General features: G+C 72.3%; 22 protein-coding genes, 1 tRNA gene and 1 pseudogene. 14 read left to right on the top strand and 10 right to left on the bottom strand.

The genetic code is table 11. The annotated features are described in order from the left end of the window. Positions 1-113 precede the first annotated feature (113 nt). From PSQ21_RS35035 to PSQ21_RS35020, 4 genes are all read left to right on the top strand, one after another. Positions 114-1,244, top strand: coding sequence for an ATP-binding protein (locus tag PSQ21_RS35035; protein ID WP_274035483.1), 1,131 nt, complete (start codon positions 114-116; stop codon positions 1,242-1,244). Further along, positions 1,241-4,090, top strand: a complete 2,850-nt coding sequence (locus tag PSQ21_RS35030; RefSeq protein WP_274035481.1) for a DUF5682 family protein — start codon at positions 1,241-1,243, stop codon at positions 4,088-4,090. Before PSQ21_RS35035 ends, PSQ21_RS35030 begins: the two co-directional genes overlap by 4 nt. Positions 4,091-4,345: 255 nt before the next feature. Beyond that, the gene (locus PSQ21_RS35025; RefSeq protein ID WP_274035480.1) at positions 4,346-5,233 is read left to right on the top strand and encodes an SIS domain-containing protein; all 888 of its coding nucleotides are present in this window, start codon (positions 4,346-4,348) and stop codon (positions 5,231-5,233) included. A 49-nt stretch (positions 5,234-5,282) separates the two neighbouring features. Then, the gene (locus PSQ21_RS35020; protein ID WP_274035478.1) at positions 5,283-6,152 is read left to right on the top strand and encodes a class II fructose-bisphosphate aldolase; all 870 of its coding nucleotides are present in this window, start codon (positions 5,283-5,285) and stop codon (positions 6,150-6,152) included. A gap of 61 nt (positions 6,153-6,213) precedes the next feature. Here PSQ21_RS35020 and PSQ21_RS35015 read toward each other — a convergent pair whose 3' ends face one another. The 3 genes from PSQ21_RS35015 to PSQ21_RS35005 form a co-directional block, all read right to left on the bottom strand. Then, entirely contained in the window at positions 6,214-7,251 is a 1,038-nt protein-coding gene (locus tag PSQ21_RS35015; protein WP_274035477.1) for a hydroxyacid dehydrogenase, read from the bottom strand. Further along, entirely contained in the window at positions 7,248-7,376 is a 129-nt protein-coding gene (locus PSQ21_RS35010; RefSeq protein WP_274036113.1) for a hypothetical protein, read from the bottom strand. Before PSQ21_RS35010 ends, PSQ21_RS35015 begins: the two co-directional genes overlap by 4 nt. A 220-nt stretch (positions 7,377-7,596) precedes the next feature. Further along, positions 7,597-8,745, bottom strand: coding sequence for a substrate-binding domain-containing protein (locus PSQ21_RS35005; RefSeq protein WP_274035475.1), 1,149 nt, complete (start codon positions 8,743-8,745; stop codon positions 7,597-7,599). Between the two features lie 412 nt (positions 8,746-9,157). Between PSQ21_RS35005 and PSQ21_RS35000 the strand changes: the two genes are divergently transcribed. Both PSQ21_RS35000 and PSQ21_RS34995 read left to right on the top strand, forming a co-directional pair. After that, positions 9,158-9,670 carry a DinB family protein gene (locus PSQ21_RS35000; RefSeq protein ID WP_274035473.1) on the top strand — a complete coding sequence of 171 codons (513 nt, stop codon included), beginning with the start codon at positions 9,158-9,160 and terminating at the stop codon, positions 9,668-9,670. A 93-nt stretch (positions 9,671-9,763) separates the two neighbouring features. Next, positions 9,764-10,507 carry a transporter substrate-binding domain-containing protein gene (locus tag PSQ21_RS34995; RefSeq protein WP_274035472.1) on the top strand — a complete coding sequence of 248 codons (744 nt, stop codon included), beginning with the start codon at positions 9,764-9,766 and terminating at the stop codon, positions 10,505-10,507. A gap of 119 nt (positions 10,508-10,626) precedes the next feature. Here the strand turns inward: PSQ21_RS34995 and PSQ21_RS34990 are convergent, their stop codons facing one another. The 3 genes from PSQ21_RS34990 to PSQ21_RS34980 all read right to left on the bottom strand — a co-directional run bounded on the left by PSQ21_RS34990 (position 10,627) and on the right by PSQ21_RS34980 (position 12,237). Beyond that, the gene (locus PSQ21_RS34990; RefSeq protein ID WP_274035471.1) at positions 10,627-11,127 is read right to left on the bottom strand and encodes a GNAT family N-acetyltransferase; all 501 of its coding nucleotides are present in this window, start codon (positions 11,125-11,127) and stop codon (positions 10,627-10,629) included. A 233-nt stretch (positions 11,128-11,360) separates the two neighbouring features. Further along, positions 11,361-11,531 (bottom strand): DUF6381 family protein, encoded by a 171-nt coding sequence (locus PSQ21_RS34985; protein WP_274035469.1) that lies wholly within the window; start codon positions 11,529-11,531, stop codon positions 11,361-11,363. 271 nt (positions 11,532-11,802) lie between these two features. Further along, a complete protein-coding gene (locus tag PSQ21_RS34980) occupies positions 11,803-12,237 on the bottom strand; it encodes a hypothetical protein (protein WP_274035468.1) in 435 nt (144 codons plus the stop codon). 189 nt (positions 12,238-12,426) lie between these two features. Between PSQ21_RS34980 and PSQ21_RS34975 the strand changes: the two genes are divergently transcribed. The 7 genes and pseudogenes from PSQ21_RS34975 to PSQ21_RS34945 all read left to right on the top strand — a co-directional run bounded on the left by PSQ21_RS34975 (position 12,427) and on the right by PSQ21_RS34945 (position 17,696). Beyond that, positions 12,427-12,921, top strand: a complete 495-nt coding sequence (locus tag PSQ21_RS34975; protein ID WP_274035466.1) for a helix-turn-helix domain-containing protein — start codon at positions 12,427-12,429, stop codon at positions 12,919-12,921. Further along, a complete protein-coding gene (locus tag PSQ21_RS34970; RefSeq protein ID WP_274035464.1) occupies positions 12,914-13,300 on the top strand; it encodes a DUF4180 domain-containing protein in 387 nt (128 codons plus the stop codon). Before PSQ21_RS34975 ends, PSQ21_RS34970 begins: the two co-directional genes overlap by 8 nt. Positions 13,301-13,562: 262 nt before the next feature. Next, positions 13,563-14,900, top strand: coding sequence for a hemolysin family protein (locus tag PSQ21_RS34965; RefSeq protein WP_274035463.1), 1,338 nt, complete (start codon positions 13,563-13,565; stop codon positions 14,898-14,900). Next, positions 14,897-15,913, top strand: a complete 1,017-nt coding sequence (locus tag PSQ21_RS34960; RefSeq protein ID WP_274035461.1) for a hemolysin family protein — start codon at positions 14,897-14,899, stop codon at positions 15,911-15,913. The genes PSQ21_RS34965 and PSQ21_RS34960 overlap by 4 nt, the downstream gene beginning before the upstream one ends. A gap of 125 nt (positions 15,914-16,038) precedes the next feature. Beyond that, positions 16,039-16,656, top strand: a pseudogene (locus PSQ21_RS34955) (L-threonylcarbamoyladenylate synthase); the annotation flags it as partial. Between the two features lie 78 nt (positions 16,657-16,734). After that, a complete protein-coding gene (locus PSQ21_RS34950; protein WP_274035460.1) occupies positions 16,735-17,355 on the top strand; it encodes a hypothetical protein in 621 nt (206 codons plus the stop codon). Between the two features lie 116 nt (positions 17,356-17,471). Beyond that, the gene (locus tag PSQ21_RS34945; RefSeq protein ID WP_097871746.1) at positions 17,472-17,696 is read left to right on the top strand and encodes a hypothetical protein; all 225 of its coding nucleotides are present in this window, start codon (positions 17,472-17,474) and stop codon (positions 17,694-17,696) included. A gap of 83 nt (positions 17,697-17,779) precedes the next feature. Here the strand turns inward: PSQ21_RS34945 and PSQ21_RS34940 are convergent, their stop codons facing one another. The 3 genes from PSQ21_RS34940 to mptB form a co-directional block, all read right to left on the bottom strand. Further along, a complete protein-coding gene (locus PSQ21_RS34940) occupies positions 17,780-18,310 on the bottom strand; it encodes an AAA family ATPase (RefSeq protein ID WP_274035457.1) in 531 nt (176 codons plus the stop codon). 43 nt (positions 18,311-18,353) lie between these two features. After that, complete coding sequence (locus PSQ21_RS34935; RefSeq protein ID WP_274035456.1) at positions 18,354-20,030, bottom strand: ABC-F family ATP-binding cassette domain-containing protein; 1,677 nt, start codon at positions 20,028-20,030, stop codon at positions 18,354-18,356. A 309-nt stretch (positions 20,031-20,339) separates the two neighbouring features. Next, positions 20,340-21,845: a polyprenol phosphomannose-dependent alpha 1,6 mannosyltransferase MptB gene (gene mptB, locus PSQ21_RS34930; RefSeq protein WP_274035454.1), complete on the bottom strand. Its 1,506-nt coding sequence runs from the start codon at positions 21,843-21,845 to the stop codon at positions 20,340-20,342. A 200-nt stretch (positions 21,846-22,045) separates the two neighbouring features. Between mptB and PSQ21_RS34925 the strand changes: the two genes are divergently transcribed. After that, positions 22,046-22,118, top strand: a tRNA-Trp gene (locus PSQ21_RS34925). Between the two features lie 18 nt (positions 22,119-22,136). Here PSQ21_RS34925 and PSQ21_RS34920 read toward each other — a convergent pair. Further along, complete coding sequence (locus PSQ21_RS34920) at positions 22,137-22,406, bottom strand: hypothetical protein (protein ID WP_003964175.1); 270 nt, start codon at positions 22,404-22,406, stop codon at positions 22,137-22,139. Between the last annotated feature and the right edge of the window lie 138 nt (positions 22,407-22,544).

Raw genomic sequence — 22,544 nt, 5'->3', positions numbered from 1 at the left:
GGCGGGGCCGCCCGCCCCGCCGCACGCACTCTCGTCTCGCGTTCCTCCTCTCTCCTCGCGTCCCTCCCTCCTTCTCCTTCCCCACTTTCCCGCCTGTTCAGAAAGGCCTGCTGATGTCCGACGTGTTGCGCGCCCCCGCCGAGACCAAGTACGCGGAGGAGCTCGACTGGCTGGAGTCGATCGACGACAGCCCCAAGCCGTTCTCCTGGCGGCTGTCCCCGAAGATGGTCCGGCTGTTCATCCTGGGGTCCGAGCGCGCCGACGGCCTGGACCGCGAGATCTCACAGAAGTGGTTCGGCGACCGGAGCTTCGTCGAGCGTTCCATCGTCACGCTCGCCTCGGACCGCGGTCTGCTGCTGATAGGTGACCCCGGCACCGGCAAGAGCTGGCTGGCGGAGTTGCTGGCCGCCGCGATCTCCCGCAACTCCACGCTGGTGGTGCAGGGTACGGCCGGCACGACCGAGGATCACATCAAGTACGCGTGGAACGTGTCCATGGTCATCGCCGAGGGACAGTCGCGTGCGTCGATGATTCCGTCGCCGATCATGACCGCGATGGAGACGGGCGCCATCGGCCGCTTCGAGGAACTGACCCGTTCCACCAGCGATGTCCAGGACGCCCTGATCTCGATTCTCTCGGAGAAGTACATCTCCGTTCCCGAGCTGCAGAGCGACGGCGCGGACGGGGGCGACAACATCGTCTTCGCGAAGCCCGGCTTCTCGATCATCGCGACCGCCAACAGTCGCGACCGGGGCGTCAACGACCTGTCGTCCGCGTTGAAGCGCCGCTTCAACTTCGTCCGCGTCCCGGTCGTGACGAACAGGAAGAGCGAGGCGGAGATCGTCCGCTTCCGCACGGAGGAACTGCTGCGCCGTCACGCGATCGACCTGGACGTGCCGCCGACACTGCTCGACATCCTTCTCCAGAGCTTCGCCGATCTGCGGGCCTCGGCCGCCGCCGCGGGCAGCGACGAGGAGAAGCTGGAGTCCGCACTGTCGACGGCGGAGCAGATCGGTGTGCTGGAGGACGCCGTCCTGCACAGCAACTTCTTCGGCGAGAGCACGCTGACCGCCCGGACCCTCGCTTCCTCGCTCGTCGGCTCGCTCGCCCGGCGGGACCCGGAGGACCTGGCCATCTTCAACAAGTATCTGCACGGCGTCGTCGAACCGCGCAGCAAGGAGGAGGGCGGCTCGTGGCCGGAGTTCCTGGACGGCGGCCGTGACACGATCGCCACTCTGTCATGAGCGGGGCCCCCACGGACGGCCCCGGGCAGCACGGCTCCGAGGAGACGTCGTTCGCCGCGTTGCGCGGGCAGCTGCACGAGGCCGCCACCGCCTTCGCCGACGGGCCCGACGCGCTGGAGGGCATCCTCCTCGGCATGGTCGACGACGTCGACCGGGCGGTGCGCGAGCCGCTGGAGATCTTTCCGGTCTGCCACCATTCGCCCGCCTCCGCCCTCGCCATGGCCCGCCGGCTGCGGGAGAAGCAGCCCAAGGTCGTCTATCTGGAGCTGTGCGAGGACATGGCGCCGCTCCTCGGCGAGCTGCGCAACTGCCGCCTGCCGGTGGCGGTCCAGGCGTTCGCGAGCGAGGTCGACGGGTTCCCCGCCGAGTGGGCCCCGCTGTCGGTCGTCGCCCCGATCACCGAGGCCTCCGCCGAGTACCAGGCCATCGCGTACGCCCTCGACACCCCGGGCGTCGAGCTGGTCCTCGTCGACCGGTCCTCCGACCACGTATTCCAGTGGGACACCCGGCACGGCGAGAGCACCCCCGGGAGGGCGCCCGGTCCTGCGGACGGGTCTGCGGAGCCCGAAGCCGCGCTGCACGGTGAGGCGGTCGGCGTGGAGATCGGTGATCTGCGCCCCCGTTTCGCGGAGCTGGAGGAGCATCTGCTGCGTCACGGCAAGGTGCGGCACTGGTCGGAGTGGTGGCACCAGTACGTCGAGATCCCGCTCGGCGACAGCGACCACGCCGCCTATCGCCAGGTCATGTTCCTCGTCGGCAGCCTGTTCCGGCGGCTCGCCCCCGGTGACGGGCAACGGCTCCGGGTGGACGAGGACCGCGAGCGGTACATGTGGACCCGGATGCGCGAGCACCTGGCGTCGAGCGGGGCGGCCCCGGAGGACTGCCTGTACGTGTGCGGTGCCTTCCACGCGGCCAGCCGGGTAGAGGAGTTCGGGGTGGCGGGCGGCGGGTCGTTCGAGATCTCCCCGCGCTCCGCCACCACCTGGCAGCACGGGCTGATCCCGTCCAGCCACGCGGCGATCGAGGCGCAGTTCGGGCTGGCCTCCGGGTCGGTGTCGATCGCCGCGACCCAGTGGGCGAAGAACCTCAAGCGCACCCGGGTCCAGCCGTACCGGCTGGCCGGACAGGACGGCGCGAAGAAGCCGCGCCCGCCGAAGAAGGCCGCCTTGGCCGCCCCCGCTCCCCCGCCGGAAGCCGCCGCTGACCGGCTCTCGGGATTTCTGCGCCGGCCGCCGGTCCTCGACACGCTGGACGAGACCGAGCTGCTCGGCTGGTCGGTGGACATCGTGCGCGCCGCGCGGCGCGCCGGCTATCCGGCGTCCACCGCCGACGCCATCGCGGTGTTCGAGACGTCGATTCTGCTGGCCGGGATGCGGGACCGGGCCAAGCCCACTCCGTACGACTTCCAGGACGCGGCGATCACCTGCATCGAGAAGGACACGGTGCCGGGGCGGCGGGACGTACGCCGGCTCGTCGAGATCATGATGGGCGGCGACCGGATCGGGCGCGTCGGCTACGACGCGCTGCCGCCGCTGGCCCGCGATGTGCACGACCGGCTCGCACCGCTGGAGCTGAAGCTCCAGCAGCGTGGCGTGCGACGTGCCCTGCTGGACATGCATGCGCGGCCGGAGCTCGGGGCGTGCTCCGACGTGCTGTGGATGCTCCGCCGTCTGATGCCGCACGGCGCGGCCCGGCCGATCATGGGGGAGAGAAGACTCGGCGAGCGCTCGATCCAGGAGTCGTGGGACCTGGCGCTGGGCACCCATCAGCGGGCGCTGATCGAGCTCGGGTACGAGGGCGTGAGCATCGAGCAGGTCCTGGAACAGCGGCTGCGCCGCGACGCGTACGGGCCGAGGGCGACGGCGGCGGGCGTCCTCGCCGCCGTCGAGGACGCGACGCTGTATCTCGGCAGCCGCCGTCTCGCCGATGAGCTGGGCGCCCGCGCCCTGGAGGTCCTCACCGCCGAGCGCACGGTGGACGGGGCTCCGGAGGTACTGCGCCGGGTGCGGGGGCTGCTGACGTACTACCGGACCGGCGAGCCGGTCCTGCCGCCATGGGTGGAGTCGTTCGTCAAGGCCGGTTACGCGCACTACTGCACCTTGTTGCCGACCGCGTTCACCGACGAGGACGTCACCGCGGGGCAGGTGGCGGCCATGCTGGGCTTCCTGTTCAGCATGGAGGGCCTGGCGCTCTCGCTGGGCTGCGACCGGGCGCAGCTGGAGCTGGCCGTCGCCCAGTCGCGCCCCACGGATCCTGAGCGGACGGCGCTCCTGTGGGCGGCGCAGGTGCAGCTCGGCGCGCTGTCCCGGGCCGAGCTGCGGGAGCGCTGCGGCGAGCTGCTGGCGAACCCGATGGTGGTGCCCGCCTACCCGCGTTATCTCAGCGGCTTCGTGCACGCGTTGGTGCCGGTGCCGGGGCTGGCGGACGTGGTGGTGGAGGCCGTGTCGAACGCGTTCGGGCGGCTGCCGGACCCGGTCCTGCTGCCGTGGCTGCCCTCCCTGATCACGACGCTGCGCGCGGGAGCGGCGGACTTGGCCCCGCTGTTGATCCGTGAGGCGGGGCGGATCTTCCCGGCCCGGCTCGCGGCGCTGGACACCTGGGTGCCGCCGTGGCACGAGGCGCCGGAAGGCGGTGCGCCCGCCGCCGACCGTACGAAGGCGGCCGACGGCGAAAACCGGGGCGCCGCACTGCTCTTCGCGCACCCGCGGACGCTCGACGCGGTCGCGGAGCTGCTCGGCTGCGACGGCAGGTGGGCGGCGCCCGGAGCGGGCCAGGGCGGCGCCGCGCTGATAGCCCGTCACCCGGACACCGCGACCGCGTGGGAGTCGCTGCTCGCGGGCGCGTGAGGGACGGGCGCGGCGCCGGGCGAGGCCGGTCCCGCCCGGCGCCGCGCCCCCTTCGATCTCCCGGCAGCCCCTTCCCCGGCATCGGCCGGAGCTCTCACAGCGACCACGCCCTCGGCCGGGTGTTGCCCGGCGGCCGCGAGATCGGGTCCTGGACCGCCCGCGGCTCACAGACCCCCACCCGTCTGCTTGATATTGCTTGAAATGCTTGCCTAATATGCAGCTTCGAGCATCTACGGTCGGGAACAGGGAGCACAGATGACGCACGTGGCTCAGGAGCTGGCCAGTCAGCCCGACTGCTGGCGGGTCGCCGCCGGCATGGCGGACGGGCTCGCCCACCGGCTTCCGGCGGCCGGCGAGCGCATCGCCGTGGTCGGCTGCGGTACCTCGTACTTCATGGCCCAGGCCTACGCGGCGCTTCGGGAGGGCAGCGGCCAGGGCGAGACCGACGCCTTCGCCGCTTCGGAGTTCCCGGCGGGCCGCCACTACGACCGGGTCGTGGCACTGAGCCGCTCCGGCACCACTACGGAGGTGCTCGGACTCCTCGGGAAGATCGGGCACACGACTCGCCGCACGGTGGTCATCGGCGACCCCGACACCCCGATGGCGGCAATGGCCGACGACACGATCGTGCTGGAGTTCGCCGACGAGAAGTCCGTCGTGCAGACCCGCTTCGCCACCTCGGCGCTGACCCTGCTCCGCGCCCATCTGGGCCTGCACAGCGACGCGGTCATCGAGGACGCCCTGGTCGCGCTCGCCGAGCCGCTGCCCACCGGACTGGTGGAGTGCGGCCAGTTCACCTTCCTCGGACAGGGGTGGAGCGTAGGGCTCGCCAACGAGGCCGCGCTGAAGATGCGCGAGGCCGCGCTCGCCTGGACCGAGGCGTACCCGGCGATGGAGTACCGACACGGCCCGATCAGCATCTCCAGCCCCTCCACCGCGACATGGATGCTCGGCGAAGCCCCGTCCGGGCTGATGGACGAGGTGCACGCGACCGGCGCCCGATGGGTGGCCGGCGGTCTGGACCCGCTGGCGGAGCTGGTCCGGGTGCAGCGTCTGGCGCTGGCCATCGCGAAGGCCCGCGGGCTCGATCCGGACCGGCCGCGCCACCTCACCCGCTCGGTCATCCTCAGCAGCACGGCCTGACCGCCCCGGCCGCCCCTCCCGCCCGACGGTCCCTCACCCCGGAGTCGCCATGTCCATCGCCGCCACCGGCGATCTGATCGCCGAGGCCGCCGCACAGCACCGTGCGGTCGCCGCGTTCAACGTCATCACCCTGGAGCACGCGGAAGCCATCGCCGAGGGCGCGGAGGCGGCGGGGTCGCCGGTGATTATGCAGATCAGCGAGAACGCGGTCGCCTACCACCGGGGCCGGCCGCGGCCGCTCGCGCGCGCCGCCGCGGAGGTGGCCGACCAGGCGGGCGTCCCCGTCTCCCTGCACCTCGACCATGTGCAGTCGACCGAGCTGCTGCACCGGGCGGCGGACTGCGGTTTCAGTTCGGCGATGTTCGACGCCGCCCGGCTGCCGTACACGGAGAACCTGGCGGCCACCCGCGCCGCCGTCGTATGGGCGCACGAGCGGGGCCTGTGGCTGGAGGCCGAGCTGGGGCAGGTCGGCGGGAAGAACGGGGAGGCGGCGCTCGACGCCCACGCGCCCGGGGCCCGTACGGATCCCGACGAGGCACGGTCGTTCGTCGCGGCCACCGGGGTCGACGCGCTGGCCGTGGCGGTCGGCACCTCGCACGCCATGACCTCGCGGGACGCGGCCATCGACCACGGCCTGCTGGGCAGGCTGCGGGCGGCCGTGCCGGTTCCGCTGGTGCTGCACGGTTCGTCCGGGGCCTCCGACGAGGAGCTGGCCCGCGCCGTGGCGGGCGGGATCCGCAAGGTCAACATCGGCACCGCGCTCAACATCGCGATGACCGGCGCGATACGGGAGCGGCTGGCCCGGGACGAGAGGGGCGTGGATCCGCGCCGCTATCTGTCGGACGGCCGGGACGCGATGGCCCACACGGTGGCCCGGATGATCGCGGTCCTGCCCCCGGGGCGGGCTCACGCCGCGTGACGCCACGCCGGGTCGTCCCGCCGGGCGCCCCGGCCGGCAGCGGTACGGGTACGGGTACGGGTCAGGCCTGCTGGTGCAGGGTGCGGGGGTCCACCGCGTGGGCGAACGGAAGGCCGCGCGCGTAGCGTTCGAGCTCGTCGACGGCGGCGTCCGCGAGCCGTTGGAGTTCGCCGCCCTGCGACCCGGCGATGTGCGGGGTGAGAAGGACGTTCGGCAGGTCGTAGAGGGGTGAGTCGGCGGGCAGGACTTCCGGTTCCGTGTGGTCGAGCACGGCGTTGAGGCGTCCGGTCACCACTTCCCTCACGAGGGCTTCGGTCTCCACCAGGGAGCCGCGCGCGGTGTTGACGAGGGTGGCCCCGTCCCGCATGAGGGCGAGACGCCCGGCGTCGAACAGATGCCGGGTCGCCGGGAGTTCGGGGGCGTGGATGCTGACGACGTCGCTCTGCGCCACCAGGACGTCGAGGCCGGCGCGTTCCACGCCCAGGGTCCGGGCTCCGTCCTCGTCCAGGTAGGGGTCGTGGACCAGGACGCGCAGATCGTGGGGGCGCAGCAGTTCGACGACGCGACGTCCGATGCGTGAGGCTCCGACGATGCCCACGGTGCGGCGGTAGTTGCCGACGGCCGGGAACCGCTTCAGGAGGTTCACCCGGGAGCGGGCCTCGCGGTAGACGTGGGCGCTCGCCAGGATCCGCTTGTTGGCGAAGAGGATCGCCGCGACCGTGTACTCGGCGACCGGGAGTGCGTTGGCCGTCGCGGCGGTGCTGACGGCGATGCCCCGGTCCCAGACGTCCTGGGTGATGTGGTGCTTCACGGAGCCGGCGGCGTGGATCACCGCGCGCAGCCGGGGCATGGCGCTCAGCGCCGCGGGCCCCAGGGGCGGGCAGCCCCAGCCGGTGAACAGGACCTCGGCGCTGTGGAGTCCGGTGCGCTGGGCGGGGTCGTCGGCGCCGAAGTCGGTCACGAGGAGGCCGGGGACGAGGTCGGCGACGCGGGCGAGCCGGTCCAGGGTTTCCGGGGCCAGGATCGCCTCGCGGGTCTCGCCGCTCATCGCCAGGACAGTGCGGGGGCGGGTCGGCCGGGGGGCGGCGGAGTGGCTCACTTGACGGCTCCTGCGGTGAGGCCCGAGCGCCGGAAGCGCTGGAGGCGGAGGAAGGCGACGATCAGGGGCGGGTGAGCGGCGGACACCGCGGGGGCGAGGCGGGACGTGTGGGCGGTGCAGGGCATGGGCCGGCTCCTACGGGACCTCGAACCGCGGAAGACGAGGTGATCGGCACACATCATTTTGCGCGAAGCGATCACAGTCAAGAGCAAGTGGCCACTTCAATCAAATCAATCATCCTCAGCTCGGTTTCGACCTTGAGCCCACGGCCCTGCGGGCACGCGAAGAGCCGTGCCCGCAGGGCCGGCAGGCCCGGGCACGGCTCTTCGCGCGGCATCTCTTCCGTCAGGGGGCTGCGGCGACCGCACCGCAGGAGACCCGGATCCGCAGGGTGGGCAGGATCTCCAGGTGCCTGCGGGCGGCGGAACCCCGGCCCGTCACCCCCGCCCCGGTCCCCGCCCTCGTGTCCGTCGCGCCGGGTTCCGTCACGCCCAGACGGTCCAGCAGGAGCCGGGCGGCGGCGGCCCCCACGGCGTGCTTGTCCGGGGCCACGGCGGTGAGCGGCAAGTCGGCGAGCCCGGCGACCTCGTCGTCGTACGCGATCACCGCGAGGTCCTCGGGCACCCGCACGCCCCGGGCCTGGAGCCGCGGGATGAGGACGATCGCGTCCGCGTCGCTGTGCACGATCGCGGCGGTCACGTTGCCGCTCGCCACTGCCTCGCACAGGTACTCCAGCGTCCGCTCGAAACGCTTCGCCTCCGACCCCGCCCGGGCGTCCTCCAGCGGCGCGGCCGACACGGGGGTCAGCCCCAGCGCCTCCACGGCGGCCCGGTACCCGACCCGGAGCCGGGGAGCGGTCGGGCTGTCCTGCACGGCGAGCGCGATCGCCCGGTGCCCCAGCCCGGCCAGGTGCGCCACCGCTTCGGCGGCGCCGTGCGCGTGGTCCGAGCGCACCCGGTCCAGGCCCGCCGCCGGATGGCCGAGGGGCGCCGAGCGTTCCACCAGGACGACCGGGGTCTCCTGCTCCGCCGCCCACAGCCCCTCACCCAGCTCCGGGCAGCCGCGCTCCCAGGTCGGCGTCAGCAGGAGCCCGTCGGCGCCGGTGGACAGCAGTCGGCGGGCCTGGGCGGCGTCCTCGTCGGGGAGGTAGCGGGAGAGCCCGATCGTCAGCCGGGCGCCCGCGGCCTCGACGGTCTGCCGGGCGCCGCGCACGACGTCCGCGTAGTAGTACTCGGTGGTCGGCACCACCATGCCCACCACCAGCCCTTCGGCGGGGAGCGCCGCGGCGGTGGCGGGCCGGGACTGCCCGGTGGGCCACACCACCGCGCCGTGCAGCCGCTCCACGCGGCCCTGGGCGGCCAGCGCCTCGACGTCCCGGCGCAAGGTGACGGCGGACATGCCGAGTTCCTCGGCGAGTTCGGCGACGCGGAGGCTGCCGCGCTCGCGGACGAGCTGGAGCACCCGCTCGTGGCGCTGGTCGACGTGCAGTCGCATGGATCCCCCTGGACTCGGAGACGGCTGGGCTCTGGCCTGACGGTGTTCCGGCGGCCGACCGGCCGCCGCCCGGGCGACGGAACCGCTCGGGTCCCTGTGCTCGCACGGCTGCCGCCCGGGACCCGTCCGGCACGCACCAACCATATCGATCACATCCGCTCGAAACGATCCCAGCGCGGTTCTGCCCGTGCGCTGCTCGGCCGCGCCGGGCAGGAGCCGTACGCGTACGCGGCGTCCGAGCCGGCCACGGTGACATCGGCGGCCACGGGTGCGTCGCCGCGCCTCGCTTTCGGCGACCTCCCGGGGACGCGCGGGGCGACGCAGACGGTCAGAGCGCGGCTGTCCTGAGCCACGTCGGCGGGGCACGGGCCGGTCATACTGTCGGCCGGAACACGGACTGAGGGGCCTCATCATGACGAACGACGACCGGGTCGGCCCTCCCCTGCTGGGGAGCGAGCGCGAGACGCTGCGGGCCTTTCTCGACTACCAGCGGAAGACCCTCGCCATGAAGTGCGCGGGGCTGGACGACGAGGAGTTGCGCGAGCGCTCGATGCCACCGTCCACTCTGTCGCTGCTGGCTCTGGTGCGGCATCTGGCCGAGGTGGAACGCGCGTGGTTCCGGCGGGTGTTCGAGGACGAGGCGGCCCCGATGGTGTGGTCGGAGAAGGCGTTCGACTTCCAGGCGGCGTACGACGCGAGCACCTCGACCCGGGCCGAGGTGTTCGCCGCCTGGGAGGCGGAGGTGGAGGTTTCGCGCCGGATCGAGAGAGAGGCCCCGTCGCTGGATCTGGTGGGTCGTCAGCCGCGCTGGGAGAAGGAGGTCTCCCTGCGGATGGTCATGGTGCACGTCCTGTTGGAGTACGGCCGCCACAACGGCCACGCGGACCTGCTGCGGGAAGGGGTGGACGGCACGGTGGGTGCCTGAGACCGCGAAGGGCGGTAGGACCCGCACCGCCGCGTCCGCCGCTGGTGCCGTACACCCTTCGACCGCGGCGGACGCGCTCGTAGACTCGGCGCCATGACTCAGCAGCCGGCGTTTTCCGCCCACGCCCCCGCGTTCGCGCCCGGCGGCACCCTGCGTGCCTCGATCAACCTCGGCAATCCGATCCTGGCCCACCGGGATCCGGCGAGCGGCGAGCCGGCCGGGGTGTCCGTCGACCTCGCGCGGGAGTTCGGGCGGCGGCTCGGGGTGCCCGTCGAGCTGGTGTCCTTCGAGAGGGCCGCACTGTCGGTCGAGGCGGTGCGGGACGGGCGGGCGGACATCGGGTTCTTCGCCGTCGATCCCGCCCGGGGCGAAGGGCTGCGGTTCACCGCCCCGTACGTCCTCATCGAGGGCGCGTATCTGGTGCCGGACGCGTCCCCGATCTCCGAGAACGGCCAGGTGGACCGCGAGGGCACCCGGATCTCCGTCGGGGCCGGTTCCGCGTACGACCTCTTCCTCACCCGCGAGATCCGCCGGGCCGAGGTCGTGCGGCTGGAGGGCGCCCCTCGTGCGCTCGCGGCCCTGCGGGCGGGGGAGGTCGAGGTGGCAGCCGGAATCCGGCAGTTGCTGGAGGCCGAGGCCGCCCGGGCCGAGGGCGTACGGGTGCTGCCTGGGCGGTTCATGGTGATCCGGCAGGCCATGGGGGTGCCGGCCGGGCGCGGGGCGGCGGCGCAGGAGTTGCTGGCGTCGTTCGTGGAGGAGATGAAGGCGGACGGTTTCGTCGCCGACGCCCTGAAGCGTCATGGAGCCGAGGGTGCGATCGTGGCGCCCGCGGGCTGAACACCCTGCGGACACCATCGGTTGAGGGCATGGGGACGGGGAAGCCGACGTCGGGTTCGTCGGGGACGGGCATCAGGAGGATCAGCGGGCCGACAGGGGGAAAGGGCGCGCGCTTCGCCTCAGCGGCGGCGGGTCAGCACATGGGTGATGCTGCCGTCATCCTCCTCGATGTCCCTCGTGTGCGCGAAGCCGATTCCGCGCAGCAGGGCCAGCGAGGCCTCGTTCGCGGCGGCGACCGTGGCATGGACCTCGGTCAGTCCGAGGGCGCCGAAGCCGTGGGCGACGACGGCCTGTGCCAGTTCGGTCCCGAGGCCGGCCCCCCAGACCGTGGGTGCCAGGGCGTAGATGATCTCGTGGCCGTCGACGGCGTCGGTCCGCTTGATCTCGGCGTGCCCGACGAGGAGTCCGTGGCGGCGGACGGCCCAGACCGCGAACAGGTCCTGGGCGTAGACCTTGGTGAAGACCCGCCCGAACAGGGCTCGGTCCTCCGCTTCGGAGGAAGGGCCGTCGCCCATCCAGCGGGACACCTCGGTGTCCTGGAACAGGGCGACGAAGTCCTCTTCGTCCTCGGGGACGTACGGCTCCAGCAGGAGTCGCTCGGTGCGCAGGGTCGGGGTCACGGCGCGTGACGCTACCCGGGCGAGGCCAGCCCGGCAATCGACATTCCCCGCACACCGGCGAGACGTCGGCCACGGGCTGTTCCGCAGGTTCTGGTGGATCGGCGCGCGGCGTCAGACGTGGTGCGTCGCAAGGCGGAGGGACGCCCGCATACGGCATGTGCAGGGATGTTCCGACAACGCGGTGAGGTGCCGTAGCTGTCGTCGCGCGCCCGCCGGGAAGCGCGGGACAGCTCTCAGGAGGGACGGGAATCGGCCGCCGGGTCATCGCGCAGCAACCGCAGCGCCTTCTCCCGCAGCCGCTGCCGGTGCTCGGGGTCGGTGGCCCGGTCTGCGGCGCGGCCCAGTTCCTCGGCGCGTTCACGGGTGCGGCGGGCTCGCTCCCCCGGGGTGTCGTACAGGTTCATGGGACGTCCTCCGTCATCGGTCCTCCGTCGCAACCAGCGTTGCGTGCGCGACTGGAGCCCCAGCGTCACCGGAGTCGGTGCGGTCCGCATCTCGTGCGGCTACGTTCGGTGACGGCGAAGGCCTGGATTCCGAGGGCGGCGACCGCCAATCCGTCGTGACCGGCGCCGCCGGCACGGGCGTTCCCCGTACCGGCGGCGGTCCGTGCGGGCAGGGGCGACGCGGTCACGGGCGTCGGGTCCGCCCGCCGGAACACACGGGGGGGCACGCCCGTCACTCGGCGGTGTGGTCCGGATGCCCCTCGGTCCGCCGGGCCTCCTTCATCTCGGCCTCGTACAGGTGGTCGCGGCCCTCGGCGAGCTCCTGTCTGATCTGCCGTTCGGTCGTCCGGAAGACGTCGTAGTAGGTGGCGTTGTACTCCTCGACGATCTGGAACGTCCAGTGCCCGGGGATCACGTTGCGGCCGAGGATCTCCCGCTCGACCCGCTCGGCGTGCTGTCCGTGCCCCGCGGCGCGGAGCAGCCGTACGGCGTCGTCGAGCTCCAGGTCGGCACTCCCGGTGAGCTGATGGAAGTCGTAGAGGGAGCCGCGGGCACGCTCGGCGGTTTCCAGCGCCTTCGAAAGGGCCCCGAGGGCCTCGACGGTCGCGTCGGTCACGCCTTCGGGTCGCTGGTGCCGCGGATGGGGCGGCCGGGATTCGGGGTTCATGGGGCTCCTTGTCCGTGGGCGGCCGTTTGTCTCCTGCCGTGTTACCGCCTTCCAGCTTGCTACCCGGGGCTTCACCGCACCCGCCGAGTACGTCCGGGGTGGGCCGCCGTCAGCTGCGGTTTACCGCAAAGAACCTCATCCTCATGCATTGACGTAATATCGCAGCGCTTTAGCGTAGGATACGGAACTATGGGGAATGACGAGCGGGAGCTCTACTCGGTCGGCGAGGTCGCCGAGCTGCTGGGGCTGCATGTGCGGACCGTCCGGAACTACGTACGCGACGGTCGGCTCAAGGCCGTCCGGATCGGCAAGCAGTACCGGATCAGCAAGGAGGATCTGGCCGCCCTCACCGGGCGGCCGGTGGACGCCACAGCCCCGGGACCGGCAACCGTGCCGGGGCACGTCGAGGTGTCCAGCATCCTGCAGATCGAGGCGGTCGGCCCGGACGCCGCGCACCGGCTGAGTACGTTCGTCACGGCCGGCGCGCAGTCCGCGCGGGACACGTCGGACCCCCTGCGCATCCAGACGGTCTACGACAAGGAGCGAGCCCGGATGAAGATCGTCATACTCGGCGGCGCTACCGCCACCGCCGATCTGCTGCATATGATCGACGGCCTGCTGGGCCCGGAGAGCGGCCTGTTCCCATCCGCCTCCACGCCGACGCAGGGGGCGGACCGTGCCTGACGTCGTCGAGTACCACGGCATCCCGGTCCTCGTATGCGACGCCGGTGGAGTCGCCATCGCCGATGTCCAGGACGCACTCGACCATCTGATCGGTGCGGCGTTCGCGTGTGCGGAGGTGGTCGCGGTGCCCTCCACACGGCTGGACGACCGCTTCTTCGACCTGAGCACCGGACTCGCCGGAGCCATCCTGCAGAAGTTCGCGAACTACCGGCTCCGCCTCGTCGTCGTCGGGGACATCGGGCATCACCTGGCAGCCGGTTCTGCCCTCCCCGCCCTCGTCCGCGAGGCCAATCGGGGCCGGGACATCTGGTTCGTCCCGGATCTGCCCGCTCTCGCCGACCGGCTGGCTCCGGACGCGGCCGACCGGCCCACCGGCTGAGGCCACCGTTTCCGAGCGGCCCCGCGCTCCGGCCGTCAAGGCCGCGGATGACGTGCCGCCCCGGGACGGCACTCCGTGTGACACCCGCCACTCCCCATTGCTTTGCGCTCCCTTTACTATCTATGGGGCGGGTTCACACCCGTCTTCCACCGTCGATCCCGACGACCCGAACAGAGAAGGAGCTGCGCACCGCAATGGGTGAGCCTCCCAGTACGAACCGTGTCATCCCTGACCCCACGCACCAGGGGACGGAGGTGACACGGTGAGCGAAGTGGCCCTTCTCCTCCTCGCCCTCGCGCTGACACTGGCCTGTGCGGTATTCGTCGCGGCCGAGTTCTCGCTCACGACCATCGAGCGCAGCGAACTCGAACGCGCGGTGAAGGCCGGGGAGCGTGGTGCCGAGAGCGCGCTCAAGGCAGCCAAGCGGCTCACCTTCCAGCTCTCCGGCGCCCAGCTCGGCATCACCGTGACCTCCCTGGTCATCGGCATGCTGGCCGAACCGTCCCTCGCGGTGCTGCTGCGCGGCCCGCTGGAGGGCGCCGGGCTTCCGGCCGGCGCCGTGTCCACGGTCGCCACCCTCCTCGGCGTGGCCGTCTCCACCGTGGTCCTCATGGTCGTCGGTGAGCTGGTCCCGAAGAACTGGGCGATCTCCAGCCCGCTCACGGTGGCCAAGGTCGTCTCGACACCGCAGCGGGCCTTCACGGCCTGCTTCGCTCCGCTGATCCGGCACCTCAACAACACCGCGAACCATTTCGTGCGCCGCATCGGTCTGGAGCCGGCCGAGGAGCTGGCATCCGCCCGTACGCCGCAGGAACTGATCGCGCTCGCCCAGCACTCCGCGCGCGAGGGCGCCATCGAGCAGGACTCGGCCGAACTGTTCGTCCGCACCCTGCACCTGGCGGAGCTGTCCGCCGAGAACGTGATGACGCCGCGCGTCGACGTCCGGGCGCTGGAGGCGCACGCCACCGCCGCCGACGCCGCCAACCTCACGCTGGCCACCGGCCTGTCCCGCTTCCCGGTCTACCGGGACAGCCTGGACGAGGTCATCGGGACGGTCCACATCCGCGATGTGCTCGCTCTGGACGAGTCCGAGCGGGCCCGGACCCCCGTCACCGCCCTGGCGACCGAGCCGCTCCTCGTGCCCGACTCACTGCCCGTGGACCGGCTGCTCGCGCAGTTGCGCAAGCACCGGACGATGGCGGTGGTGATCGACGAGTACGGCGGTACGGCGGGGGTCGCCACCGTCGAGGACATCGTCGAGGAGGTCGTCGGCGAGGTCCGCGACGAGCACGACCCCCATGAGCGCCCCGACCTGGCCCCGGTGGAGCCGCTCGGCGACGGGCGCCCGGTCTGGGAGGCCGAGGGCAGCATCCGGCTGGACCAGCTCGACCGGATCGGCTTCGCCGCGCCGGAGGGCCCCTACGAGACGCTCGCCGGCCTGCTCGCCAACCAGCTGGCCCGCATCCCGGTCCGAACGGACCGGGTGGAGGTCGACGGCTGGCAGTTCGACGTGCTCGACATCGAGCACCACCGGGCCGACCGGGTCCGGATCAGCGCGCCCGCACCGGCGCCGGCCCTCGTGGAGGAGGACGCCCGATGACCGCCATCCAGCTCGCCATCGGCGCGCTCACCCTTCTCACCAACGCGTTCTTCGTGGGCGCGGAGTTCGCTCTCATCTCGGTCCGCCGCAGCCAGATCGAACCGCAGGCCAGGCGGGGCAGCCGACGCGCGAAGAGCGCCCTGTGGGGCCTCGAACACCTGTCGGCCGCCATGGCCACCGCACAGCTCGGCATCACCATCTCCTCACTGGTGCTGGGTGCCGTCGCGGAACCGGCCATCGCCCATCTGCTGGAGCCGCCGTTCGACGCGGTGGGCGTGCCGGAGGCGCTGGTCCACCCGATCGCCTTCGTGATCGCGCTGACGCTGGCGACGTATCTGCACATGCTCATCGGCGAGATGATCCCGAAGAACATCGCGCTGGCCGCCCCCGTCGCCACGGCGCTGGCGCTGGGGCCGCCCCTGGTGGGCCTGACCCGGGCGCTGCGGCCGGTCATCTTCGGCATCAACGCCTTCGCCAACATGCTGCTGCGGCTGCTCAAGGTCGACCCCAAGGACGAGGTCGCCTCCGTGTTCACCGATGACGAGCTCGTACGGCTGGTCAAGGACTCCAGCGACGCCGGGCTGCTGGCCCCGGCCGACGGGGAGCGCCTGCGGGACGCGCTGGAGCTCGGGACCCGGCCGGTCGGCGAGGTGATGGTCCCGCTGAACCGGACCGTCACCGTCGACCTGGGCATCACTCCGCAGGGGCTGGAGCGGGCCGCCGTCGCCTCGGGCTTCTCCCGGCTGCCGGTCACCGGACCCGACGACGGACTGCTGGGCTACTTCCACATCAAGGACGCCCTCGGCGTCGCGGAACGCGCCGAAGCGCTGCCCACGAGCGCCCTCCACCCCGTCATCCGGGTCGAGATCGACACCCCGCTCGACGACACCCTCACCGCGATGCGTGCCGCCGGTACGCATCTCGCGGCCGTCGCCGGGGACAAGGGCACGGTCATCGGCTTCGTGACCATGGAGGACGTACTGGACGAGCTGGTGGGGGCCGCCGCGGTCTGACCGGCACGGCGGTGAACGCCACCGCGTGAAGCGGAAGGAGGGGCGGCCCGTCGCACGACGGGCCGCCCCTCACCGTTCCCGGCGGAGGGCTCTACCGTTCCGGCCCGAGCGCGTAAGCTCGGTGAATGGCCAAGTACTTCGACGTGCACCCCGCAAATCCCCAGCCCCGCACCATCAGCACGGTGGTCGACAGCATCCGGTCCGGTGCGCTCGTCGCGTACCCGACCGACTCGTGCTACGCACTGGGCTGCCAGTTGGGCAACCGTGACGCTCTCGGCCGGATCCGGTCGATCCGGAATCTCGACGACAAGCACCACTTCACCTTGGTGTGCCACGACTTCGCGCAGCTGTCGCAGTTCGTCCGCGTGGACAACGACGTGTTCCGGGCGATCAAGGCGGCGACGCCCGGCAGCTACACCTTCATCCTCCCGGCGACGAAGGAGGTTCCCCGCCAGCTGCTGCACCCGAAGAAGAAGACGGTCGGCGTGCGTATCCCCGACCACGTCGTGACCCAGGCGCTGGTCGCCGAGCTCGGCGAGCCGTTGCTTTCGAGCACCCTGCTGCTGCCGGACGAGGAGGAGCCGCTGACGCAGGGCTGGGAGATCAAGGAGCGGCTCGAACACGAGGTGGACGCCGTCATCGACTCCGGCGACTGCGGCACCGAGCTGACCACGGTGATCGACTTCTCCGGCGACGAGCCCGAGGTCGTACGCCGCGGAGCCGGGGACGCCTCCCGCTTCGAGTCGCCCATAGGGCGGCGGAGCCCGCCGCGCCGGCCGCCGGTCCTCCCCCGCCGCCCGTGACGGGGGAGACTGGCGGGCGTGACGGGTGAGCGACTGCGGTTCGACGGCTGGATCGCCGGTGTGGGTACCGCCTCGGGTACCCGGCTGGTGGTCGGCCACTGGCCGCGTTCGCCTTTCGGGGCGTTCAGCGACGTCATGGTGGAGCGTCCCGACGGTGAACGGGTCCTGCTGGCCCCGTCCCGGCGGGTCGCTGACTTCGTGGCCGCCACCTACCGCTTCGACCGGATCGAGGTGGTGCCCGTGACCGTCACCGTCGCCGGCGACACCTGGCTCGTCGAGGCGGGACCGCTGCGTCTGTGGCTGCGGGCAGGACGCCGCTCGGCCCTCGGCCTGTTGTTGTCCGCCGTACCGGCCCCGCTCGCCCGCAGCCCGGTCTGGGCCGCGCTGTGCGACGTGCCGGCCCGCTTGCTGATGCCCGGCGTACGCACCCTGGGCCGCGCGGGCCCGGGGCGGCGGGAGTGGTACGGGGCGCGGGGGTTGCGGCCGGTCGTGGCCGCCGACGCCGTGCTGGACGGGGTGAGCCTGGGGCCCCTCTCCCCGCTCGACCCGCCCGTCGCCTTCGGATTCGGTTCCGCCCCGCGCGGCCCCTCCCTGGTGCGTGTCACCACAACGGTGGAACTCGGGGCCGACGCGCGATGAGGCCCTCCTCGCCCCCCAAGGAGGGCGGGGGAGCCTTTTTCCGGCCGGCCCCGGCTCGCCGTCGGAGGGGGCGGGCCGGGGATGCGAGGGCGGAGGGCGCGTCGCAGGGTGGACCCATGGCTAATCCCCCGATCGTCATCCACCGTCCGACCCCCTCGGGCGGCCGCCGGGTGACCGTGCACTACGAAGGCCGGGACGAGATACTCGGGCTGGCCCACAGCGACCAGGACGTGATCGTGTTCCTCAACGAGGCCGGCCTCGAAGAAGCGGACCGGATACTCGACAACCCGGTCTGGGTGGAGTGGCGGGGTGGGCGCGCCCACCATTACGAAGCGGCCTGAGAGGCCGCGCCGCGCCCGCCGCCCGCACCCCTGGGGCAGGGCCCGTGCCTCCCCGTTCAGGCCCCGGACCTACGGACCGCCGATCACCCGCGCAGCCCGTCGAGGATGGCCGAAACCGTCTCCTCGGGCGTCTGACCGGATGTGTCGAGCCACAGGCCGACAGGTGGCGTCCCGCTCCTCAGATACGCGTCGAACGCTTCGACCGTCCACTCCCCGTACCCGGTCTTCGCCCGCGCTTCCTCCCTCTCGCGCACGGTCGCGGGCGAGGGGGCGAGCACGACGACATGGAGCGGGCGGGTGCGGACCCTGTCGACGTAGCGGGGCAGGTCCTCGCCGAGGACGATGTCCTGGACGATGGCCGTCCATCCGTCGTCCGCGTAGGCGTCGGCCACCTGCGCCGAGATCCGCTGGCGCAGGTCGAGCTGGCTCCGTGCCTCCTCCGCCTCGTCGGGTGTCATCTCCGCGCGGCCGGAGACGATCATGCGGCGGAAGACGTCTCCGCGCACATGGACGGCCCGTGGCAGGCTCTCCGCGAGGAGCTGGGCGACGGTGGACTTTCCGGCGGCCATCACGCCGGTGATCAGTACGACACACGGGCCGAGGTCAGCGCCCATCAAGATCTCCTCCTCGTTCGCTCGTTCGCTCGTTCGGTCGGTGTCACGCCGTGTCCGCCGGGGTGGAATCCGGGCTTCCGAACAGTTCTCGGACCCCCTCGGCGTCGGTCTCCCGCAACGCGTCGTCCAGCAGGATCCAGCGGGTGACGCCCACTGATTCCAGGAACGGCAGATCGTGGCTGGCGATGACGAGGGCGCCCTCGTAGGAGCCCAGGGCGCTCGTCAGCTGCCGCACGCTGGCCAGATCGAGGTTGTTCGTCGGCTCGTCCAGGAGGAGCAGCTGCGGGGCGGGGGCGGCGAGCATCGTCGCCGCGAGGGCCGCCCGGAAGCGTTCGCCGCCCGAGAGGGTGCCCGCCGGCTGCTCCGCGCGGGCGCCCTTGAACAGGAACCGTGCGAGCTGGGAGCGGATCTGGTTGTCGGTGGTGCCCGGGGCGGTGCGGGCGACGTTGTCGGCGACGCTCAGCGCGTCATCGAGGATGTCCAGTCGCTGCGGGAGGAACTTCAGCGGCACCGCGGCCGTGGCCTCCCCGGTGCTCGGTGCGAGCTCCCCGGTGAGAACCCGCAGCAGGGTCGACTTGCCGGCCCCGTTGCGGCCGACCAGGGCGATACGTTCGGGTCCCTTCACCTGGAGACTGCCCTCGCGCAGCCGCCCGTAGGGGAGGCTCAGGTCCCGTACGGTCAGCACGGTGCGGCCCGCGGGTACGGCGGTGTGGGGCAGGCTCACCTTGATCTCGGCGTCCCTGCGAACGGCTTCGGCGGCTTCCTCCCTGCGCTCGCGGGCCTCGTCCAGCCGGTCCTCGTGCAGGCCGCGCAGCCGGTCCCCGGACTCCTGGGCCGAGCGCTTGCGCTCCCCCGCGACGATGCGTGGGGCCTTCCGCTGACCGTCCAGCTTCTTGTCGTGGCGCTGGCGGCGGGCCACCTTGATCCGGGTCTCCTCCAGTTCACGCTGCTGGCGGCGTACGTCGGCGTCGGCGGCACGCAGCATCCGCCCGGCGGCCTCCTGCTGGGTGGCGAGGGCCTCCTGGTACGCGGACCAGCCGCCCCCGTACCAGCTGACCGAGCCCGATCGCAGTTCGGCGATACGGTCGACCCGCTCCAGCAGGTCCCGGTCGTGGCTGACCACGATCAGGATCCCGGTGCGCCAGGAGTCGACGGCGTCATAGAGCCTGCGGCGGGCGAACAGGTCCAGGTTGTTGGTCGGCTCGTCGAGGAGGAGGACGTCCGGGCGTTCCAGGAGCAGCGCGGCCAGCCGCAGCAGGACGGTCTCGCCGCCGGACAACTGCCCGACGGTGCGGTCCAGTTCGACGGCACCGAGCCCGAGGGAGCCGAGCGTGGCCAGGGCGCGCTCCTCGACGTCCCAGTCGTCGCCGACCGTTTCGAAGTGTTCCTCCCGTACGTCTCCGGATTCGATGGCGCGCAGTGCGGCCCGACGCTCGGCGATGCCGAGGGCCGCGTCGACGCGCAGCGAGGTGTCCAGGGTGATGTTCTGGGGAAGGTGGGCGAGGTTGCCGCCGACCGTGACGGATCCCTGCGAGGGTCGCAGGAGTCCGGCGAACAGGCGCAGCAGGGTCGACTTGCCGGCGCCGTTGGCCCCGGCCAGACCGGTGCGGCCCCGGGGGACGGTGAGGGAGAGCCCGTCGAAGAGGTTCGTGCCGTCGGGCCACCGGAAGGTGAGGTTGGAGGCTGCCACGGAGGCGCTGGGCGCGGGGGGATGGGTCATGGGGTTCTCGCAGTCGGAAGCGGAAGGAACGGGGGGCTTCGTATGCGAACAGCACGCGGCGACCCGGCCGGGGGCCGGAAAGTGGTGGGAAGAACAGTCCTGCGAAGGTGAGGGACGGCTCAGCACCGAGGTCGCATCCACGCGGAAGCCACGGGCGGCAGAAGTGCCGACAGCGTCGTGACCGTGTACGGGCCAGGGCCGTACCGCGCGATGATCGCGGACCTCAGATGCGCAACGTCCACCTCTATCGGAGACAACAGGACTTGCTCAGCGTAGCCGACGATCTTGCCGGGCGTCGAGAGGATGTGTTCAGGGAGCGTTCTGCGGGGCCGGGGCGGGGGAGGTGACGGACGCGGAGGTCTCCTGGTTCTCCGCCGGATCCGCGGGCCCCCGCTGGCCGGGCAGCCGAACGCCGGGCGGCACGACGGGGGCCCGCCGGATCGCGAGAGTACCGAGGACGGCGGCGAGTCCGGCCAGGGCGAATCCGTAGGGCGGGGTGGCGCCCATGGGGTGGGTCTCGTACACCAGCGCCGCCGAGAGCACGATCAGAACGGCGGAGAGGCGGCCGTACTGGTCGGTCGCGGCGACGACGGCCATGCCCCACAGCAGGTACCAGGGCTGGACCATGGGCGAGAGGGCTACCAGGACGAGCAGCGACAGGCCGAGGGCGTGGGCGGGCGTCATGCTGCCCCGCATCGCCCGCCGGGCCAGCAGGATGATCACTGCGAGCGCGGCTGCCAGGCCCAGTGTCTGGACGGCGGACTTGACCGGCGCCGCGTCGACACCCAGGAGCAGCCGGGCCAGCTCCCCCAGGCCGAGGCCGACGTCGCTGGTGACGGAGAGCGCGGTGTGGATGTTCGCGGCGACGCCCTGGGTCTGGAGCCAGCCGAATCCGGTGCCGCTGATCAGCGTGGCACCTCCGGCGACCGCGCACGCGATCACGCCCGGCGCGAGCAGTCCCTTGGCCCAACGGCGCCACTGGGGGCCGGCCGCGGACGCGTGCACGAGAACCCCGATGAACAGGAGTGCCACGGCCGCCGGGGACTTCACCATCATGGCCAGGCCGACGAGGGCGCTGCCCGCGATCCATCTGCCGCGCAGGGCGAGCACCAGGCCTGCGAGCATCAGGCCGATCATCAGCCCGTCGTTGTGCACGCCGCCGACCACATGCATCAGGAGCAGCGGATTGAGGGCTCCCAGCCACAGGGCGCGGCTCTCGCTGCGGCCGTGTTCGCGCGCCAGGCGGCGCAGGGACCAGACGATCAGGGCCAGGGAGACGAGCGCGAGCATCCGCATCGCCAGAACGGCGGGAACGATCGTTCCGCCGGTGATCCAGGCGACGGCCGCGGAAAGCAGCAGGAAGAGGGGTCCGTACGGGGCCGGGGTGTCGCGCCAGTGGTTGCCGACGCTCGCCGCGGCATCGCCGCCGATTCCGCCGGGGTCCAGGGCGGAAGGTCCCGCGGTGTAGACGTCGTGCCCTTCGAGGACCATCGCGCCCTGGGCGATGTAGCTGTAGACGTCGGCGCTGTAGAGCGGGGGCGCGAGCAGGAACGGTGCCGTCCACCAGGCGAGGGTGACGAGCGTGTCACGGCCGGTGGAGCCGGTCTTGCCGTACTGCCACCAGGCCACGAGGAGCACGGTCAGTCCGACGTAGGCGAGGACGGCCGCCGCCGCCTTCGTGGCGGAGCCGTGGTCGGTCCACAGACCCCAGGGGTCGTGAACCGGCAGCTTCCCGGCGAACCAGCCACCGACGACGATCGTCAGGGATCCCGCCACACCCAGCCGACGGTGCCCGACCGCGCTCAAAGCCCACATGACCGGCCAACCTATCGGACGGCGTGGCCCGGCCCACAGCCCGTCCCCCGGCTCGCCCGGCGCCCCGGGGGCGGCTCCCCACCGTCATCCGGCCCCCGGCCGCGCGTGGGGCCGTTCCGCGTGCCTGACGGGGTCCCGTGCCACGCCCGGTAAATCTGTTGGTGTCCTGGCGCGCGCGTGCCAGGCTTCACCCGTAACCAAGGGGCGTAGCTCAGCGGCCAGAGCGGCGGTCTCCAAAACCGTATGTCGCAGGTTCGATTCCTGCCGCCCCTGCCCTCGTCACCCGGTCTCTCACCGCACGTCGCCGCGCCAGTCCCATTGGTGGCTGTCCGGCGACCGCGGCCCGTACTCGGCACGTCCTCCGGGCCCGTAGGCGCCGATCTCGGTGACCAGCCCGACGCCGTCGCGCAGATCCGCCTCGCCCCAGCCGGTGACGTCGAGCAGCAGCCCGTCGAGCGGGCCGCCGACCAGCTCCCGGTAGTCGTGCCCCGGCCTCGGCCCGGGGCGGGGGTCGTCGTGGTCGGTGCCGTACACCCGTCGCTGCCTCATCAGCTCGTCCATGCGGGCAGCATCCCACCGGGCACTGACAACGGCTCGGTACGAGGGTCCATCCGGCCAGCGTCAGGCTTGGCGGCGGCCGGTGCGGCCCTGCGGGGTGCGGGCGCCGGAAATTGGGCTCGCGCCCGTCCGTCGGCCGTG

The sequence above is a fragment of the Streptomyces sp. MMBL 11-1 genome, from assembly GCF_028622875.1.
Classification (GTDB): Bacteria; Actinomycetota; Actinomycetes; order Streptomycetales; family Streptomycetaceae; genus Streptomyces.
This window is presented reverse-complemented; position numbering and strand designations above follow the sequence as displayed.